The 18557-nt window shown below is 67.1% G+C and carries 16 protein-coding genes; 13 read left to right on the top strand and 3 right to left on the bottom strand.

Going from position 1 to position 18557, the window contains the following annotated elements; translation table 11 throughout:
• Positions 1-2 precede the first annotated feature (2 nt).
• The 7 genes from FAZ98_RS15380 to FAZ98_RS15350 all read left to right on the top strand — a co-directional run bounded on the left by FAZ98_RS15380 (position 3) and on the right by FAZ98_RS15350 (position 6320).
• Positions 3-1187: an acyl-CoA dehydrogenase family protein gene (locus tag FAZ98_RS15380; RefSeq protein ID WP_158952179.1), complete on the top strand. Its 1185-nt coding sequence runs from the start codon at positions 3-5 to the stop codon at positions 1185-1187.
• A complete protein-coding gene (locus FAZ98_RS15375) occupies positions 1184-2374 on the top strand; it encodes a CaiB/BaiF CoA transferase family protein (protein WP_158952178.1) in 1191 nt (396 codons plus the stop codon). The genes FAZ98_RS15380 and FAZ98_RS15375 overlap by 4 nt, the downstream gene beginning before the upstream one ends.
• 105 nt (positions 2375-2479) lie before the next feature.
• Positions 2480-3196 (top strand): GntR family transcriptional regulator, encoded by a 717-nt coding sequence (locus tag FAZ98_RS15370; protein ID WP_407672099.1) that lies wholly within the window; start codon positions 2480-2482, stop codon positions 3194-3196.
• A gap of 22 nt (positions 3197-3218) precedes the next feature.
• Positions 3219-4028: an HpcH/HpaI aldolase/citrate lyase family protein gene (locus FAZ98_RS15365; RefSeq protein WP_158952176.1), complete on the top strand. Its 810-nt coding sequence runs from the start codon at positions 3219-3221 to the stop codon at positions 4026-4028.
• A gap of 27 nt (positions 4029-4055) precedes the next feature.
• Positions 4056-4805: an electron transfer flavoprotein subunit beta/FixA family protein gene (locus FAZ98_RS15360; RefSeq protein ID WP_158952175.1), complete on the top strand. Its 750-nt coding sequence runs from the start codon at positions 4056-4058 to the stop codon at positions 4803-4805.
• A 13-nt stretch (positions 4806-4818) separates the two neighbouring features.
• A complete protein-coding gene (locus tag FAZ98_RS15355; protein WP_158952174.1) occupies positions 4819-5751 on the top strand; it encodes an electron transfer flavoprotein subunit alpha/FixB family protein in 933 nt (310 codons plus the stop codon).
• Positions 5748-6320 (top strand): DUF2889 domain-containing protein, encoded by a 573-nt coding sequence (locus tag FAZ98_RS15350; protein ID WP_233272776.1) that lies wholly within the window; start codon positions 5748-5750, stop codon positions 6318-6320. The genes FAZ98_RS15355 and FAZ98_RS15350 overlap by 4 nt, the downstream gene beginning before the upstream one ends.
• A 40-nt stretch (positions 6321-6360) precedes the next feature.
• Here the strand turns inward: FAZ98_RS15350 and gnd are convergent, their stop codons facing one another.
• From gnd to FAZ98_RS15335, 3 genes are all read right to left on the bottom strand, one after another.
• Positions 6361-7386 (bottom strand): phosphogluconate dehydrogenase (NAD(+)-dependent, decarboxylating), encoded by a 1026-nt coding sequence (gene gnd / locus FAZ98_RS15345; protein ID WP_158952173.1) that lies wholly within the window; start codon positions 7384-7386, stop codon positions 6361-6363.
• A 319-nt stretch (positions 7387-7705) separates the two neighbouring features.
• A complete protein-coding gene (locus tag FAZ98_RS15340; RefSeq protein WP_158952172.1) occupies positions 7706-9568 on the bottom strand; it encodes a putative bifunctional diguanylate cyclase/phosphodiesterase in 1863 nt (620 codons plus the stop codon).
• Between the two features lie 151 nt (positions 9569-9719).
• Positions 9720-10688, bottom strand: a complete 969-nt coding sequence (locus tag FAZ98_RS15335) for a LysR family transcriptional regulator (RefSeq protein WP_158952171.1) — start codon at positions 10686-10688, stop codon at positions 9720-9722.
• A gap of 224 nt (positions 10689-10912) precedes the next feature.
• Between FAZ98_RS15335 and FAZ98_RS15330 the strand changes: the two genes are divergently transcribed.
• From FAZ98_RS15330 to FAZ98_RS15305, 6 genes are all read left to right on the top strand, one after another.
• Positions 10913-12283, top strand: a complete 1371-nt coding sequence (locus FAZ98_RS15330) for an MFS transporter (RefSeq protein WP_158952170.1) — start codon at positions 10913-10915, stop codon at positions 12281-12283.
• A 25-nt stretch (positions 12284-12308) separates the two neighbouring features.
• Positions 12309-13100 carry an SDR family NAD(P)-dependent oxidoreductase gene (locus FAZ98_RS15325; protein WP_158952169.1) on the top strand — a complete coding sequence of 264 codons (792 nt, stop codon included), beginning with the start codon at positions 12309-12311 and terminating at the stop codon, positions 13098-13100.
• Between the two features lie 20 nt (positions 13101-13120).
• Positions 13121-14878, top strand: a complete 1758-nt coding sequence (ilvD, locus tag FAZ98_RS15320; protein ID WP_158952168.1) for a dihydroxy-acid dehydratase — start codon at positions 13121-13123, stop codon at positions 14876-14878.
• A gap of 11 nt (positions 14879-14889) precedes the next feature.
• A complete protein-coding gene (locus tag FAZ98_RS15315; protein WP_158952167.1) occupies positions 14890-15801 on the top strand; it encodes an NAD(P)-dependent oxidoreductase in 912 nt (303 codons plus the stop codon).
• Between the two features lie 76 nt (positions 15802-15877).
• Positions 15878-17209: an MFS transporter gene (locus FAZ98_RS15310; RefSeq protein WP_158952166.1), complete on the top strand. Its 1332-nt coding sequence runs from the start codon at positions 15878-15880 to the stop codon at positions 17207-17209.
• Positions 17210-17309: 100 nt separating this feature from the next.
• Positions 17310-18530: an MFS transporter gene (locus FAZ98_RS15305; RefSeq protein ID WP_158952165.1), complete on the top strand. Its 1221-nt coding sequence runs from the start codon at positions 17310-17312 to the stop codon at positions 18528-18530.
• The last annotated feature ends 27 nt before the right edge of the window (positions 18531-18557 follow it).

Here is an 18557-nt window from a genome sequence, read left to right as displayed (position 1 = left end):
CGATGGCTACGATCGACGCCGATCATCAACAGGACGCCGGCGACTACGCCGAGAACGAAACGCTGATTCTCGACATGCTGGACCGCTTCCTCAAGACGGAAGTGAAACCCTATGTGCACGAACTCGACGCGAAGGACGAATACCCGCACGAGATCGTCGAAAAAATGAAGGACATGGGCCTGTTCGGTTGTCTCATCGACACCGAATACGGCGGCCTCGGGCTGTCCACCGCGACCTACGCGAAGATCGTCGACCGCATTTCGGCGGTGTGGATGTCGGTGAGCGGCATCATCAATTCGCATCTCATCATGGCGATGACGATCCAGCGCAACGGCACGGATGCGCAAAAGCGCGAGTTCCTGCCGCGCATGGCCACGGGCGAATTGCGCGGCGGCATCGGCCTGACCGAGCCGGATTGCGGCACCGACCTGCAGGCGATCCGCACGGTCGCGAAGCGCGACGGCGACCACTACGTGGTGAACGGCAGCAAGACGTGGATCACCAACAGCAAGTACGGCAACGTGCTCGCGCTGCTGGTCAAGACCGACCCGGAAGCGCAGCCGCGCCATAAGGGCATGAGCCTGTTGATCGTCGAAAAAGGTCCGGGTTTCGAGGTGAGCCGCCAGCTGGAAAAGCTCGGCTACAAGGGCATCGACACCTGCGAGCTCAACTTCACCAACTTCCGCGTGCCGGTGTCGCGCGTGATCGGCGGCGAAGAAGGGCTCGGCCTCAAGCAGATTCTGAGCGGGCTCGAACTGGGCCGTATCAACGTGGCGGCGCGTGGCGTGGGCGTGGCGCAAGCGGCGCTCGACGAAGCCGTGGCGTACTCGCAGCAGCGTAAAACGTTCGGCAAGCCGATCTGCGAGCATCAGGCCATCGCGCTCAAGCTCGGTGAAATGGCCACACGCGTGGAAGCCGCGCGCCTGCTCACCGACTCCGCCGCGCGCGCCTACGACAAGGGCCTGCGCTGCGACATGGAAGCCGGCATGGCGAAGTATTTCGCCACCGAGGCCGCCGTGGAAAACAGCATGGAAGCCATGCGCATTCACGGCGCATACGGTTATTCGAAGGAATACAACGTCGAGCGGCTGTATCGCGATGCGCCGCTCCTGACCATCGGCGAAGGCACCAACGAGATGCAACGTCTGATCATCGCGAAGATGCTGATTGCGAGGAACCCTGCATGAGCCTGCCCCTTTCCGGCGTACGCATCGTCGCCATCGAACAATACGGTGCCGGGCCTTTCGCCACGCAGCATCTCGCCGATCTCGGCGCGGAAGTCATCAAGATCGAGAACTTCCGCGAAGGCGGCGACGTGGGCCGCGCGGTCGGGCCGTACTTTTTCGGCGAAGGCGACAGCCACTTTTTCGAGGCGTTCAACCGCAACAAGTGCAGCCTCACGCTCGACCTGAAGAAGCCCGAAGGCCGCGAAGTGCTGCACGACCTCGTGCGCACCGCCGACGCCGTCTTCAACAACCTGCGCGGCGATCTGCCCGTGAAGCTCGGCCTCACCTACGAGCAGTTGAAGGAAGCGAATCCGGCCATCGTCTGCGCGCATCTTTCGGCGTACGGGCGCACCGGCAGCCGCGCGGCGTGGCCCGGCTACGACTATCTGATGCAGGCCGAAGCCGGCTATCTCTCGGTCACGGGCGAACCGGATGCGCCGCCCGCGCGCTTCGGCCTCTCCATCATCGACCTGATGACGGGCACCACGGCCGCCATGGCGCTGCTCGCGGGTCTCGTGCAGGCCCGCGCCACAGGCGTGGGTCGTGATCTCGACACGAGCCTCTTCGACGTCGCGCTGCATAACCTCGCCTACGTGGGCACGTGGTATCTGAACGGCGGCACGGTGACGGGACGCGACCGCCGCTCCGCGCACCCTTCGCTCACGCCGAGCCAGTTGTACAAGACGAAGGACGGCTGGATCTTCCTCATGTGCAACAAGGAAAAGTTCTGGGGCGTGCTGGCCGAGATGCTCGACCGCCCTTCGTGGATCACCGACGAGCGCTTCTGCAACTTCAAGGCGCGCCTCGCGAATCGCGATCTGGTCGAACAGGAACTCGACGCGGCGCTCTCGCGCGCGACCACGGCCGAGTGGCTCGAACGGCTGGGCGGCCGCGTGCCCGCCGCGCCGGTGTACGACATCCAGCAGGCGCTCGAAAGCCCGTTCGTGGCCGAGCGGCAGAACGTGGTCGAGGCGGAGCATCCGCGCTTCGGCAAGATTCGCGGCGTGGCGGCACCGGTGCGCGTGGACGAACCCCTGCCCGCGCGCGCCGCGCCGGATCTCGGGCAGGACAACGCGAGACTCTTCGCCGAACTCGGTTACGATGCTGAACGAGTCGCCGCCCTGCGCGAGAGCGGTGTCGTGCAATGACGTTGCGGGAAACGCACGACGCGGCGCGGCAGGCGACTTTCGTTTGTCAATCCTTCTTCGTGCGTGCAAAAGATGGTTAATGTGCTCGGTCAGCAGCCACGCTATATGCAACTGGCGCAGACACTCATCAACGAAATACAGGGTGGACGCTTTCCCGTGGGCTCCACCATTCCCACCGAGTTCGAACTGTGCGAGCAGTTCGGCGCGAGCCGCTCGACCGTGCGCGAGGCGGTCAAGCAGCTCGTGCAGCTGGGCATGGTAGTGCGTCAGGCGGGCGTGGGGACCACGGTCAAGGCCACGAGCGCGGAAGGCAGTTATCGGCAGGTCATGCAGCAGCTGAGCGACCTGCACCGCTACACGGCGGATACCGCGCTGCATCTGCTGAAACAGGAGACCGTCGAGATCGACGATCCCTCGCTCTGCACGATGCTCGAAGCGAAGCCCGGCGAAACCTGGCTGCGCCTGAAAGGCGTGCGTCGCTCGCCCGAAAGCGTCGATCCGATCTGCTATACCGAGGTGTATATCCAGCCCGCGTTCCGCTCGCTGACGGGTTTCGAGGACGCCCCGCACACGCCGATCTATTCACTGATCGAGCGCCAGTTCGGCGAGCAGATCGCCCAGGTGCAGCAGGAAATCAAGGCGGTCGCGCTGCCCGCCGACGTCGCGCGCATGGTCAACGCCAAGGCGCGCGCGCCGGCGCTGTGGCTGTCGCGCCGCTATCTGAACCGGCGCGGCGAGATCGTCGAGGTGGCGATCAGCATTCACCCCGCCGAGCGCTTCAGCTATTCCGAAACCTTCCAGCGCGGCTGGACCGGCGCCTGAAGCCTTTTCGAAAGGATCCTCCATGATCGCACGCAGTTTTCTGTTCGTTCCCGGCGACCGGCCGGAACGCTTCTTCAAGGCGCTCGCGACCGAGGCGCATCAGGTCGTCATCGACCTGGAAGACGCCGTCTCGCTCGACGCCAAGGCCGCCGCGCGCGACCAGCTCGCGTCGTGGCTGCGCACCGGCATGGCCGACACCGAGCGCGGTCGCGTGATGGTGCGCGTGAACGCGTTCGGCACGCCGTGGCATGCCGAAGACGTGGCCATGCTCAACGCCGCCGAGGTGCGCCGCGTGATGGTGCCGAAGGCCGAAAACCCTACGCAACTCGCCGATATCGCCGCGCGCTGCGGCCGCAACGTGGAGCTGGTCGCGCTCGTGGAAAGCGTTGCGGGCGTGGTCGCGATGCGCCAGATCGCGCACGCCACGGGCGTGGTGCGGCTCGCGTTCGGCTCGTTCGATTACAGCGTCGATGCGGGCACGGAGAGCAGCGGGCGCGCGCTCGACTACGTGCGCTCGCAGTTCGTGATCGAGTCGCGGTTCGCGGGGCTGCAAGCGCCGATTGACGGCGTCACGCTCGCGACCGACGACGCGCAACTGATCGCGGCGGACACGCTCGATGCGCGCCAGTTCGGCTTTGGCGGCAAGCTCTGCATTCACCCGAAGCAGGTCGACGCGGTGAATCGCGGCTTTGCGCCGAGCGACGCGGAACGCGCATGGGCCAAACGCGTGCTGGCCGCGCTCGCGGAGAATCCGCGCGGCGCGATTTCGGTGGATGGCAAGCTGGTCGACAAGCCGATCGTCGACCGCGCGAAACGAATTCAGGCCGCCTGAGCGCGGCGTTGTGGAGAGCATGCAAGCATGAAGATTCTCGTACCGGTTAAACGCGTAGTTGATTACAACGTGAAGGTCCGTGTGAAGTCGGATGGCACGGGTGTGGATATCGCCAACGTGAAGATGTCGATGAATCCGTTCGACGAGATCGCGGTCGAGGAAGCCGTGCGCCTGAAGGAAGCGGGCTTGGCAACCGAAGTGATCGCCGTGTCGTGCGGCGTGACGCAAGCGCAGGAAACGCTGCGCACGGCGCTCGCGATTGGCGCTGACCGTGCAATTCTCGTGGAGTCGAGCGAGGATTTGCAGCCGCTGGCGGTGGCGAAGCTGCTGAAGGCACTCGTCGACAAAGAACAGCCGCAACTGGTGATTCTTGGCAAACAAGCCATCGACGACGATTCGAACCAGACCGGCCAGATGCTCGCCGCGCTCGTGAATCTGCCGCAAGCGACGTTCGCCTCGAAAGTGACGGTTGCCGATGGCAAGGCCACGGTCGCGCGTGAAGTCGATGGCGGCGCGGAAACGCTTTCGCTCACGCTGCCCGCTGTCGTGACTACGGATCTTCGTTTGAACGAGCCGCGCTACGTCACGCTGCCGAACATCATGAAGGCAAAGAAGAAGCCGTTGGAGACGATCAAGCCCGAAGATCTTGGCGTGGATGTCACGCCGCGTCTGAAGACGCTCAAGGTCGCTGAACCGCCCAAGCGCAGCGCGGGCGTGAAGGTGCCGGACGTGAAGACGCTGGTCGAGAAGCTGAAGACCGAAGCCAAGGTGCTGTAAGGGGAGCCGAAAAATGACAACGCTGGTTATTGCTGAACACGACAACGCTACGATCAAGGCTGCAACGCTCAACACGGTTGCCGCTGCGCAGAAGATTGGTGGCGACGTGCACGTGCTGGTCGCGGGCCACAACGCGCAAGCGGCCGCCGACGCCGCCGCGAAGATCGCAGGCGTGGCGAAGGTGCTGCTCGCCGATGCGCCGCAACTCGAACAAGGCCTCGCGGAAAACGTCGAAGCGACGGTTTTGAACATCGCGAAGAACTACTCGCACATTCTCGCGCCCGCTACGGCCGCAGGTAAAAACGTCGCGCCGCGCATCGCCGCGAAGCTCGACGTCGCGCAGATCAGCGACATCACCGCTGTCGATTCCGCCGATACGTTCGAGCGTCCGATCTACGCGGGCAATGCCATCGCCACGGTGCAATCGGCGGATCCGATCAAGGTCATCACGGTTCGCGCAACGGGCTTCGACCCGGTCGCGGCGGAAGGCGGCAGCGCCTCGGTGGAAAAGATCGAAGCGGCAGCGGATTCGGGCCTCTCGCAGTTCGTGAGCCGCGAAGTCACCAAGCTCGATCGCCCGGAACTCACGAGCGCGAAGATCATCGTTTCGGGTGGCCGTGGCCTCGGCAGCGGCGAGAACTACACGAAGGTGCTGGAGCCGCTCGCCGACAAGCTCGGCGCGGCCCTCGGCGCCTCGCGTGCCGCCGTGGACGCGGGCTATGTGCCGAACGACTTCCAGGTCGGCCAAACCGGCAAGATCGTCGCGCCGCAGCTTTATGTGGCCGTCGGTATCTCGGGCGCCATTCAGCATCTCGCGGGCATGAAGGACTCGAAGGTCATCGTCGCCATCAACAAGGACGAAGAAGCGCCGATCTTCAGCGTGGCCGATTACGGCCTCGTGGGCGATCTGTTCGCGGTCGTGCCGGAACTCGTGAGCGCCCTGTGAGCGTGGCTGAAGCGCCCTCGCCGCACGACGAACGCGACGCGAACAACGTCGCGCGCGCCCCGCTCCACACGCGCAATATCGTGCTGCAAGGCTACCGTCGCGCGGACGGCCTTTACGATATCGAAGGCCGCCTGCGCGACACCAAGTCGTACGATCGCGAATCGCACGGCGTCAAGGTGCGGGCGGGCGATCCCATCCACGACATGCTGCTGTGCATGACCGTGGGCCGCGACCTCGTGATCCGCGAGGTGCGCGTGGAATCGATCGTGGTGCCCTACGCGGGCTACTGCGACGCGGTCGGCCCCGACTATCGCAAGCTGCAAGGCCTGACGATCGCCTCCGGGTTCATGCGCGAAGTGAGGCGTCTGGTGGGCGGCGCGCAGGGCTGCACGCATTTGACGGAGTTGATCGGCGCGGTGGCCACGGCCGCGTTTCAGACGATGAGTGTCGAACTCAACGCGAGCAACACGGAGCGGCCGTTTCAGATCGACGGTTGCTACGCGCTCAAGTCCGACGGCGCGATCGTCAAGGCGTTTCATCCCACGTGGTACGCGGGCCAACCCGACTGACGCTCGCGCCCTGCCGCGCCTTACAGCATGATTCGCGGCGTTAGTTGGTGGGCGAACCCGGCTTTTCCGCGTGACCGCCAAAGTCCTTGCGCATGGCCGAGAGCACGCGATTCGAGAAGTCCGCCTCGCCGCGTGACGAGAAGCGCGCGAACAGCGCGGCGCTCAGCACCGGCGCGGGCACGCCTTCGTCGATAGCGGCGTCGATGGTCCAGCGCCCTTCGCCCGAATCCGAGACGCGGCCCGCGAAATCCTTCAACTCGCCGTCGCGCGAGAGCGTGCCCGCCAGCAGGTCGAGCAACCACGAACTGATCACGCTGCCGCGCCGCCAGACTTCGGAAATGTCGCCGAGATTCAGATCGTATTGATAAAACTGCGGATCGCGCAGCGGCGAGGTTTCGGCGTCCACTTCGCGCGACTGTTTGCCCGCGTTCGCGTGGCGCAGGATGTTTAGCCCTTCCGCGTACGCGGCCATGAGCCCGTATTCGATGCCGTTGTGGACCATCTTGACGAAGTGCCCCGCGCCTTGCGGGCCGCAGTGCAGAAAGCCCTGCTCCGCCGTGCTCGCGTCCTGCGCGCGGCCGGGCGTGCGCGGTGCCGCGTCCACGCCCGGCGCGAGCGCCGCGAACACCGGCTGCAGATGCTGCACGATGTCCTTCTCGCCGCCGATCATCAGGCAATAGCCGCGTTCGCGTCCCGCCACGCCGCCGCTCGTGCCGACATCCACATAGTGCAGTTGCTTCGCGCCCAGTTCGTTGCCGCGGCGAATGTCGTCGTGATAATGCGAGTTGCCGCCGTCGATGACGATGTCGCCGGGTTCCAGCAGCGGCACGAGTTTGTCGAGCGTGGCGTCCACGACGGCGGCGGGCACCATCAGCCAGATCGCGCGCGGCTTCTCCAGCTTCGCGACCAGATCCTCCAGCGAGGACGCCCCCGCGAAGCCTTCCTGTTCGAGACGCTGCACCGCCGCGGGCTGGACGTCGAACACGATGCATTGCTGACCGCCCTTCGTCAGCCGCCGCGCCATGTCGGCGCCCATCCGTCCCAGTCCGATCATTCCGAGTTGCATGAACTGCTCCTGCGTGTGTGGGTTGAGGGAATCGCGCGCCGATGTCGCTCCTGAGTCGCTACCGATGTCGCTGCCGGCGTTGCAGCCTGTAAGCGATCGGTAGGCTTGTGCGCTGTCGCTGCCGATGCGTGTGTCTACGAGAGACGGCGAGCGTGCCGAAAGTTCCGGCCGACGCCTGCGAGGCTACACGTCATGGGCGAGACCCAGCGGCAAGCTGCGCGTTTCGGCGAATAGCGGAGCAGTATCCGTTCCCAATTTCCCCCGACTTATCTCAATGGACTGTTGCGTGCGGACTCCTGCGTGCGTCGGCTCGCCGGACTTAAGCGCGGCGATCCGCCAGCGCCCCGCGCCGCAATACCTCGGTGGTGGTGTCGCGATCGGCGGGCCGCCCGAACAGATAGCCTTGCGCGTAGCGGCAGCCGAGGCGTTGCAGGTCGGCCGCCTGCGACTCGGTTTCGACGCCTTCCGCGACGATGCGCATGCCCAGTCCGCTCGCGATGTCGAGGAGCGCCTTGATGATGAGCCCGCCCGGACCGCCCACGGAGAGTTTGTCGACGAAACGTTTGTCGACCTTGATGATGTCGACGGGAAAGTTGAGCAGGTGCGTGAGCGACGCGTAACCCGTGCCGAAATCGTCGAGCGCGACGCGCACGCCGTCGCTGCGCAACTCGTCGAGCGTTTGGGAAACCTTACGGTCGCCTTCGTCCATGTAAACGGATTCCGTCACTTCGAGCAGCACGTGGCTCAGCGGCACGGCGTGGCGCGCGAACGCGTCGCGCATGCGCTCGCGCAAGTCGTGTTGCTCGAAGTCGGCCATGGAAACGTTCACGCTCACGTGCTGCACCGGCACCTCGCGATCGAGCCAGTGACGCAGATCGCGCGCGACCTGCGCCAGCATGCGCTCCGTGACGAGATAGCCCATCGAGCGGTCGTGCAGCGCTTCCACCAGCATGCCCGCGGGAATGATCTCGCCTTCCCTCGTGCGCACGCGGCACAGCGCTTCGAGCCCGATGGGCTCGCCCGTTTCCAGATGCACGATAGGCTGATAATGCGCCTCCACGCGATCTTCGGCGAGCGCGTTCGCGAGCGTTTGCAGCACCTGCACGCGGCGCGTGATCGGGCCCGCGAAGCGTTCGCTGTACAGCACGAACTGGCCGCGCGCGGTTTGCTTCGCGTGACTCAGCGCGAGATTCGCCTGTTGCAGCATGGTGGGCACGGGCACGGGCCGCGCGAGGTCGAACAACGCGCCGCCGCAACTCATCGTCAAGGGAATGGCGTGCTCCCCCGCGAGCGGCGAACGCTGGGCGAGCGCCGCGAGAATCCGTTGCGCGAGTTCGGGCAGCCGTGCGGCGAGCGCGGCGGCCTCTTCGCCTTCCTCGCCTTCCTCGCCTTCGATAAGCACGGCGAATTCGTCGGCGTCCACGCGAAACGTGGCCTCGCGCGTGGCGATTCGCGCCACGGTGTGGCCCGCTTCCTGAATCAGCGCGTCGCCGGCCGCGTAGCCGAACGCGTCGTTCACGCGGCCGAGATAGTCGATGTCGGCCAGCAGAATGCCGAGCGAGCGCCGGCGCGGACGCTCGGCGCGCGCGACGAACTCTTCGAGCGTCTTGATGAAATTCGCGCGATTGCCGAAGCCCGTCAGCAGATCGAAATTGGCGAGGCGTTCGTTTTCCGCGCGCGCGTCTTCGCGCTCGAGGATCAGCGAACAGAGCGCCACGCATTCCGCGACGATGCGCACTTCCTCTTCGGTCGGCCCGCGATGCTCGCGGTAGTAGAAGCCGAACGCGCCCAGCACGCGGCCGTCGCTCTGCATGATCGGACTCGACCAGCAGGCGTGCACGCCGTGCCGGTCGCGCAGCACGTTGGCCAGCGGGCGATACGGCCGCCATCTGGCGTCGCCGAAAATATCGTGCACGGCCACGGGCTCGCGCAGGAACGCCGCCGTGCCGCACGAACCGACCTCCGGCCCGATCAGGATGCCGTCGAGTTTCGACGAATAGTCGGCCGAGACGCTCGCCCCCGCGAACGGATGCAGCACGCCTTCGCGGTCCACGGTCACGATCGAACACAGCACGCCGGGCGCGCGCTGTTCGGCATGCCTGCAGATGTAGTCGCCGGTTTCCTGCACGGAATACCCTTGTGCAAGCATGTCCAGAATCTGCTGCTGAAGCTGTCCTCTCATTGCATGTATCCGTCGTTTTTCGCTGTGCGGAATTCGGGCGTTCCGGTTCGATTTATCGCGTTCCCCGTGCAGGGCAGTCTAGCTCAGCTCCGCGTCGTTTCAGTATTCGCCCTGGCCGCGAGTGGGCGCGGATGAACGCGCCATCGACGCCCTAATTCCGGCTCGCCGCCCGCTCCTTGCGAATTTCCGCGCCCGCTTCCTTGAGACATTCCACGAACAATTGCCCCGCGCCCGGCAACGCGTCCGCGCGCCAGTACGCCACCACTTCGGTGAGCGCTTCGAGCGGCGGCAGCGGCAGCACGCGCAAATGGCCGCGCATGGCGTGCTCGCGCGCCGTGGAGAGCGGCAGGATCGACACGAACTCGCCGTGCGTGAGCAGCGTGACGTTGAGCGAGAGCGAACTCGACTCGATATGGCTCGCCCCCGGCGCGACCTCGTGCGACGTGAGCGTTTCGATCAGCGTGGCGTAGGCGGGCGAGCCGTGCAGCGGCGTAATCCAGCGGCAATGGCCGAGATCCTGCCAGTCCACCGGCGTGTCGAGCTGGCCCAGCGCGTGATGCGCGCTCGCCACGAACACGAACGGCTCGCTATGCAGCGTTTCCTGGCGCAGCTGCGTTTGCGCGGTCGCGAGCCGGTTGCGGCCGATGGCGATGTCGAGTTCGCCTTCGTCGAGCATCTTCATGAGCCGGTCGAGCGTGCCTTCGATGAACGAGAGCGAGGCGGCCGGCGCGCGGCGCAGGAACAGTTGCACGGCGTTGGCCGTCATGGGCTCGGGAATCGTCACCACGGCGCCGAAGCGCACATGGCCGCCCGTGCCCGCCGCCAGCGCGTTCACGTCGCGGCGCGCGAGTTCGAGATTGCGCAGGATCTCGCGCCCGCACGCGACGATCACGGTGCCGATACTCGTGAGTTCGAGCGCGTTGCCCACGCGGTTCACCACGCTCACGCCCATGGCCTGCTCGATTTCCGCGATCTGTTTGGAGATGGCGGGCTGCGTCACGTGGAAGGCGGCGGCCACGCGCGTGACCTGGCCGAGATCCGCCAGCGCCACGAGGATGCGCAGATGCGGCAGTTTGAGCCCGTTGCGGAAGAATCGGTCGATGGAGGCGTCGTTTTGCATAAGGGGTTTCCCGTATTCGACATAACCATACGGTTATGCGCAATACCGAAAGAGTGATTTGCGGCGGCCCGCCGCGGGCGGCTACCCTTTGCGTTGCAAAGCGGCCGCCTGTTTTTGCGCAGGCACAGCATAACAAAGCCAATAGCCGCTGGTTGAGATACGGAGCGCGCCCGTCGAGGCCGCCCGCCACGGAGACGGCGCCCCCGCGGCGCCCAGGAGACGACATGAGTGCCCAGTCATTCGGACCGGACGCGTTCACCCCGGAAAGCCCCACGCCCGCCCGCCATGACGGCGCGGACCCCGCGCGCCTCGCGCTCTATGGCAAGCTCGCGCGGCGCATCGTGCCGTTCCTGTTTCTCGCCTTCGTGGTCGCGTATATCGACCGCGTGAACGTGAGCTTCGCGAAGCTGCAGATGCTGAGCGATCTGCGTCTGAGCGAAACCGTCTACGGCGTGGGCGCGGGCATCTTCTTCCTCGGCTATTTCATCTTCGAGGTGCCGAGCAACCTCATCCTCAACCGCGTGGGCGCGCGCCGCTGGATCGCGCGCATCATGATCACGTGGTCGATCGTCTCGACGCTCACGATGTTCGCGACCGGCCCGGCCTCGTTCTATCTGTTGCGCTTCATGCTGGGCGTGGCCGAAGCGGGCTTCTTTCCCGGCGTCGTGCTCTACCTCTCGCAGTGGTTTCCGTCCACGCGTCGCTCGCAGATCATCGCGCTCTTCATGGCGGCGATTCCCGTTTCCGGTGCCATCGGCGGCCCGCTCTCGGGCTGGGTGATGGCGCATCTGGGCGGCGCGTACGGGCTCGCGGGCTGGAAGTGGTTGTTCGCGGTCGAAGGGCTGGCCTCGCTGATCGTCGGCTTCGCGGCGTTCTTCCTGCTGCACGACCGCATCGACTCCGTGCGCTGGCTCGACGCCGACGAAAAAGCGCTGCTCAAAGCCGATCTCGCCGACGACGCCCGCTCGCGCCCCGAGGAAACCGTGCGCGGCGCGTTCTCCAGCGCGCGCGTGTGGCTGCTCGGCCTGCTCTACTTCTGCATCGCGATGGGCAACTACGGGCTCGCGTTCTGGGTGCCCACCATCATCAAGGCGAGCGGCGTGGCGAGCGTGAGCAACATCGGCTGGCTCTCGGCGGTGCCCTCGCTCATCAGCATCGTGGCGATGGTGACCATCGCCCGCCGCGCCGACCGCGTGGGCGAGCGCCGCCGTCCCGTGGCCGCGTGCTGCGTGATCGGTGCGGCCGGGCTGCTCGCCTCGGTGCTGTTCGCCGCCACGCCCGCCGTGGCCGTGATCGCGCTGATCGTGGCCGCTATCGGCATCAATTCCATCGCGCCCGTGTTCTGGGGCATTCCCACCGCGCTGATGGGCGGCGCGGGCGCGGCGGCCGCGATCGCCGTCATCAACTGCACGGGCAATCTCGCGGGCTTCGTGAGCCCGTTCCTCGTGGGCTGGCTCTCCGACCTGAGCGGCGGCAAGCTGCTGCCCGGCATGCTCGCCATTGCCGTCGCGCTGCTCGCGGGCGCCGCGCTCGTGCTGACGCTGCGCGTGCCGGCTGCGCAAGCGTCCGCCAATGCGGCAGGCCGCCACGACTGATTTTTTCAAAAAGAGGACTTCGCACATGACCTACTCCGCAACGCCGGTCTGCATGATCACGGGCGCGGCAAGCGGCATCGGCGCCGCCACGGCCGTGCGTTTCGCGCGCGCGGGCTGGGCCGTCGCCATCGGCAATTTCGACGACAGCACGCGCGCGAGCGCGCTTGCCGTGCAGGACGAATGCCGCGCGCATGGCGCCGAAACGCTGGTGTTCGACGCCGACGTGAGCCAGGACGAAGCCTGCCTGCGCGCCGTGGACGACGTGACCGCGCGCTGGCGCCGTATCGACGCGCTCGTGAACTGCGCGGGCACTACGCGCGTGATCCCGCACGCGCAGCTCGACGATGTCGACGCCGCCGAATTCGAGCGCGTCTATCGCGTCAACACCATCGGCCTCTTTCAGATGACGCGCGCCGCCGCGCCGTGGCTGCGCGAGTCCGCCACCGCGAAGCGCAGCGCGAGCGTCATCCACATTTCCTCGCTCGCGGGCCTGAACGGCACGGGCTCGTCGATCGCCTACGCGGCCTCGAAAGGCGCCGTCAACACGATGACGCTCTCGCTCGCGCGCTCGCTCGCGCCGCGCGTGCGCGTGAACGCGATCGCGCCCGGCATGGTCGACGACGGCCTGCTGCTGCGCTCGCTCGAACCCGCGCAATACCGCGACGTGCTCGCGCGCATGACGGCCAATTCGCCGCTCGAACGCGTCTCGCAGCCCGCCGAAATCGCCGATCTCGCGTTCTTTCTCACCGAGCACGCGCCCGCCATCACGGGCCAGGTGATCGCCGCCGAAAACGGCTTTCTGCTCGCGAGCGTATAAAAAAACACCCCGTTACGACCATGACCGATCTCCACAAGCACCGCTCCCGCCTCGTCACGGATGGCGTCACGCGCGCGCCGCATCGCGCCTTCCTGCGCGCCACGGGGCTCGACGACGCCTCGATGCAAAAGCCCTTCGTCGCCATCGTCGATACCTTCGGCGAGAACACGCCCTGCTCCATGTCGCTGAACCAGATCTCCGACAACGTGCGCCTCGGCGTGGCGGCGGGCGGCGGCGTGCCCATTCGCGGCTCGGCGATTTCCGTGTCCGACGGCACCTCGATGAACCACGCGGGCATGCGCATGAGCCTCGTCTCGCGCGAAGTGATCGCCGACAGCGTCGAGCTGTTCGTGCGCGCCCACGGCTATGACGCGCTCGTGGGCGTGGCCGGCTGCGACAAGACGCTGCCCGGCATGCTGATGGGCATGGTGCGCGTGAACGTGCCCGGCGTGTTCCTGTTCGGCGGCGCGATGCTGCCCGGTGTGGCGCCCGGTGCGATTCCGGGCGGCGCGGGCCACGGCCTGCAGCGCCAGGCGACCATCCTCAACGCGATCGAAGCCGTGGGCGCAGCGCAGCGCGGCGACATCACGCGCGCGCAGCTCGACGCCATCGAAAAAGGCTGCACGCCCACGGCCGGTTCGTGTCCCGGCCAGTTCACGGCCAACACCATGGCGATGGTGGCCGAAACGCTCGGCCTCGCGCCGCTCGGCTCGGCGATGGTGCCGGCCGTCTACAGCGAACGCATCGCGATCTCGCGGCGCGCGGGCGAAACCGTGATGCGCGCGTTGCGCTCGGGCGGCCCGCTGCCGCGCGATCTCGTCACCGTGAAAAGCCTCGAGAACGCCTGCGCCGCCGTGGCCGCGACGGGCGGCTCGACCAACGCCTGCCTGCACATTCCGGCCATTGCGCACGAGGCGGGCATCCGCTTCACGCTCGACGACGTGGAGCGCGTGTTCGCGCGCATTCCGCTGATCGGCGACCTGCAACCGGGCGGCCGCTACCTCGCGCAGGACCTGCATCACGCGGGCGGCGTGCCGGCCGTGCTCAACGCGCTGCTGGCGGGCGGCCACCTGCACGGCGACGCGCTCACGCTCGACGGCACGACGCTCGCCGAGGCGCTCGCGCAATTCGCCGGCCCCGACGGCGAAGTGGTGCGCGGCTGCGATGCGCCGCTCTCGCAGAACGGCGGTCTCGTGATCCTGCGCGGCAACCTCGCGCCGGACGGCGCGTGCCTCAAGATCGCGGGCCTCAAGTCGCTGACCTTCACGGGCACGGCGCGCATTTTCGAATGCGAGGAAGACTGCATGGCCGTGGTCGCGGCGCGCACCTACCACGAAGGCGACGTGCTGGTGATCCGCAACGAAGGCCCGCGCGGCGGCCCCGGCATGCGCGAGATGCTGAGCGTGACGGCGGCCATCTATGGCCAGGGCATGGGCGAGAAAGTCGCGCTGCTCACCGACGGCCGTTTTTCCGGCGCGACGCGCGGCATGTGTATCGGCTACGTGGGCCCCGAAGCGGCCGAAGGCGGCCCGATCGCGCTGCTGCGCGAAGGCGACCGCATTCGTATCGACGCGCGCGAGGGCGTATTGCACGTCGAGCTTTCCGACGACGAACTCGCGCAACGCCGCGCGCAACTCGCGCCGCGAGCGCCGAAGCGGCTGGCGGGCGTGCTCGAAAAATACGCGGCGCTCGTGCGGCCCGCGCATCTGGGCGCCGTCACGCACTCCGGCAACGTCGAGTGGCCGTACGACGCGCGCACGCACGGAGACACGGAATGAACGCGGAGACGATGAACGATGACAGCCATCATGACAACGGTTTGCGCGTCGGATTTTGCGGTCTCGGCAAGATGGGTTTGCCGATGGCGCGCCGTCTCGCCGAAGCAGGATTTCGGACGGCGCTCTGGAATCGGTCGGCGCAAAAGGCTCACGCCCTGGGTGCGTCGCTGAATACGTCGGCGGGCAAGGCCAGCGCTTTCGAAACCGCCGCCGAAGTCGCGGCGCACAGCGAAGCGGTCATGCTGTGTCTCGCCGATCACGCCTCGGTGGAAGCGGTCGCGTTCGGCGCGCAGGGACTCGCGCGCGGCGCGCCGCGGGGTCTCGTCGTCGTCGATCATTCGACCATGGCGCCCGCGCAGGCCCAGGCGCTCGCGCGCCGCTGGCACGACGAAACCGGCGGCGCGTGGATCGACGCGCCGGTCTCGGGCGGCACGGCGGGCGCGGCGGCAGGCACGCTCGCGATCATGGCGGGCGGCGACGCTCACGCCATCGACACGACGCTCGGCGCCATGCGCGCGTACGCCGCGCGCGTCACGCGCATGGGCGCGAGCGGCGCGGGCCAGGCCACCAAGCTCGCGAACCAGACCATCGTGATGACGACCATCGCGGGCATTGCGGAAGCCACGCGTCTCGCGCGGCGCACCGGCATCCAGGCCGCGAGCATGCCGGCCGCGCTCGCGGGCGGCTGGGCCGACTCGGTGCTGCTGCAAACGCTGCAACCGCGTATGATCGCGGCTCCCGCGCAGCCGAGCGGCACGATCCGCACGATGCTCAAGGATCTCGACGCCGTGGAGTCGTACGCGCGCGAGAACGGCGTGACGCTGCCGGTGGCCGCGCTGGTGCGCCGCTGGCTCGCGCGTGCCTGCGAGCAAGGTCTCGCCGAAGCCGATATTTCGCAGATCGTGACCGTCGAGCTCGATTAGCGATTGAATTAGCAGCGCGCTTTATCCGCGCGAAAACACGCGGCATCGACCCAAAAAAACACACCCGGAGACAACCATGCCCACACTCGAATCGAGCCCCCCGCTCGGTGCATCCAGCGAACGCCTCACCGCGAGCCAATGGCGGCTGATCGTGCTCGCGAGCCTCGGCGGCGCGCTGGAGTTTTACGATTTCGTCGTCTACGGCGTGTTCGCGCAGTTCATCGGCGCCGCGTTCTTCTCGATGCTCGACCCGATGATGTCGCTGGTGATGTCGTTCGCCGTGTTCGCGATCGGCTATCTCTCGCGGCCCATTGGCGGCGCGGTGCTGAGCTGGTTCGGCGACCGCTACGGGCGGCGCCGCGTGTTCATCGTCTCCGTGATCGTGGTGTCGCTCTCCACCATCGGCATGGGTCTCGTGCCGACCTACGCGAGCTGGGGTCTCGCGGCCACCGTCACGATGATCGGCCTGCGGCTGATTCAGGGCTTTTGCCTCGGCGGCGAGTTGCCCGGCTCGATCACCTACGTGGTCGAAACCGTGCCGCGCCGCGCGGGTTTCGTGTGCGGCATCGTGTTCTTCTGCGTGAATTCGGGCGTGCTGCTCGCGGCGATCATGAACCTCGTGGTGCACGCGGCGCTCACGCCCGAGCAGGTGCCCGCGTACGGCTGGCGCATCGCGTTCGTGTTCGGCGGGCTGATCGGCCTGCTCGGTTTCTGGCTGCGCCGCAAACTGGAGGAAACGCCCGAATTCGCGCACATGAAGGGTCTCGCCTCGAAGCATCCGTTCGCGGAACTGTGGCGCGAACACTGGCGCGCGGTCGTGCTGGGCGTGGTGACCACGGCGGCCACGGCGGGCTACAACGGCCTGCTGTTCGCGCACATGCCCGCGTATCTGGACAAGGTGTTGCATTACGAGCCGCACACGGTTGCCGTGGCGCAGAACGTGGCGCTCGCCACGGCGTCGCTCGGCATTCTCGTGGTGGGCTGGCTCGGCGACAGCATCCCGCGCCGTCTCCTGATGCGCGCGGGCGCCCTGCTGCTGATCGTGCTCGCGCTGCCGTTCTATGCGGCGCTCGTCGCGCACCAGATGGACCTGATCGTGCTGATGCTGCTCGGCGGGCTGGGCGCGGCGCTCATCAACGGCACCTTCGCGTGCATCATCGCCGACATGTTTCCCACGCGCGTGCGCTTCAGCGGCGTGGCGATCGCGTTCAACCTGAGCTTCACGATCTTCAGCGGCACCGCGCCGTTGATCGGCACCTGGCTCATCGGCAAGACCGGCACGACGGTCGCGCCTGCGTATTTCATGATCGCGTGCGCGGTGCTCACCTTCATCGGCACGTTTCCGCTCAAGCGGATGAGCGGCAAAATCGTGGGACGAACGGCCGCCGCTGCGGCCATTCTTGACTGAAATTCAAAACAGTCTGGTCGTGAGAGCGGTTTTTCGTCGCGGGTGAATCGGGGACAATGCTGCATTGCAGTAAAACCCGATTCTCGACGGAGCCTCTCGCATGACCACCCCGCAGGCCAATTCCTCCAGCGCGCCGGCGCACGGCGCGGCCCTGCCGCTGCTCGCGCTCGCCGTGGGCGCGTTCGGCATCGGCACGACCGAGTTCTCGCCCATGGGCCTGCTGCCCGTGATCGCCGAGGGCGTGCACGTCTCGATCCCCAGCGCGGGCATGCTGATCAGCGCTTACGCGATCGGCGTGATGGTGGGCGCGCCGCTCATGACGCTGGCGCTCGCGCGCTGGCCGCGCCGCAAGGCGCTGATCGCGTTGATGAGCATCTTCACGATCGGCAACCTGCTGGCCGCGCTCGCGCCCGATTACACCACGCTGCTACTCGCGCGGCTCGTGACGAGCCTGAATCACGGCGCGTTCTTCGGCATCGGGTCGGTCGCGGCGGCGAGCTTCGTGCCGCGCGAGCGCCAGGCGAGCGCCGTGGCCACCATGTTCATGGGCCTCACGATCGCGAACATCGGCGGCGTGCCCGCGGCCACGTGGCTCGGCGGCGCGATCGGCTGGCGCATGTCGTTCGTCGCGACGGCCGGTCTCGGCGTGCTCGCCATTGCCGGTTTGCGCTACGCGCTGCCCAGGGGCGAGGCGGGCGCGATGCCGAACCTGCGCGCCGAACTCGCCGTGCTCACGCGCCCCGTCGTGCTGGGCGCGCTCGCGACCACGGTGCTCGGCGCGGGCGCGATGTTCACGCTCTACACCTACGTCACGCCCACGCTCACCGAATTGACGGGCGCCTCGCCCGCGTTCGTGACCGCCATGCTCGTGCTGATCGGCGTGGGCTTTTCGATCGGCAATGCGGCGGGCGGGCGTCTCGCGGACCGTTCGCTCGACGGCACGCTGGCGGGTTTTCTGCTGCTGCTGATCGCCGTGATGCTCGCGTTTCCGGTGCTCGCGCTCACGCATGTGGGCGCGGCCGTTGCGCTGCTCGTCTGGGGCATCGCGACCTTCGCGGTGGTGCCGCCCTTGCAGATGCGTGTGATGCGCGCGGCCCACGAAGCGCCTGGCCTCGCGTCTTCGGTGAACGTGGGCGCGTTCAATCTCGGCAATGCGCTCGGCGCGGCGGCGGGCGGCGCGGCGCTCTCGAACGGCCTCGGTTACGCGGCGGTGCCGGTGGTGGGCGCACTCATCGCGGGCGCGGGTCTCGCGCTCGTGGCGCTCCAGTTCGTGCTCGACCGGCGCGCGCGCGTGCCTTCCACCACGTCGCCGAATTGCTGAAACGCGCGTGACGTTATCGATCTTCAG

The sequence above is a fragment of the Paraburkholderia acidisoli genome (genome assembly GCF_009789675.1).
Lineage (GTDB): Bacteria > Pseudomonadota > Gammaproteobacteria > Burkholderiales > Burkholderiaceae > Paraburkholderia > Paraburkholderia acidisoli.
The sequence above is the reverse complement of the archived record's forward strand: the minus strand, read 5'-3'. Positions and strand labels throughout refer to the sequence as shown.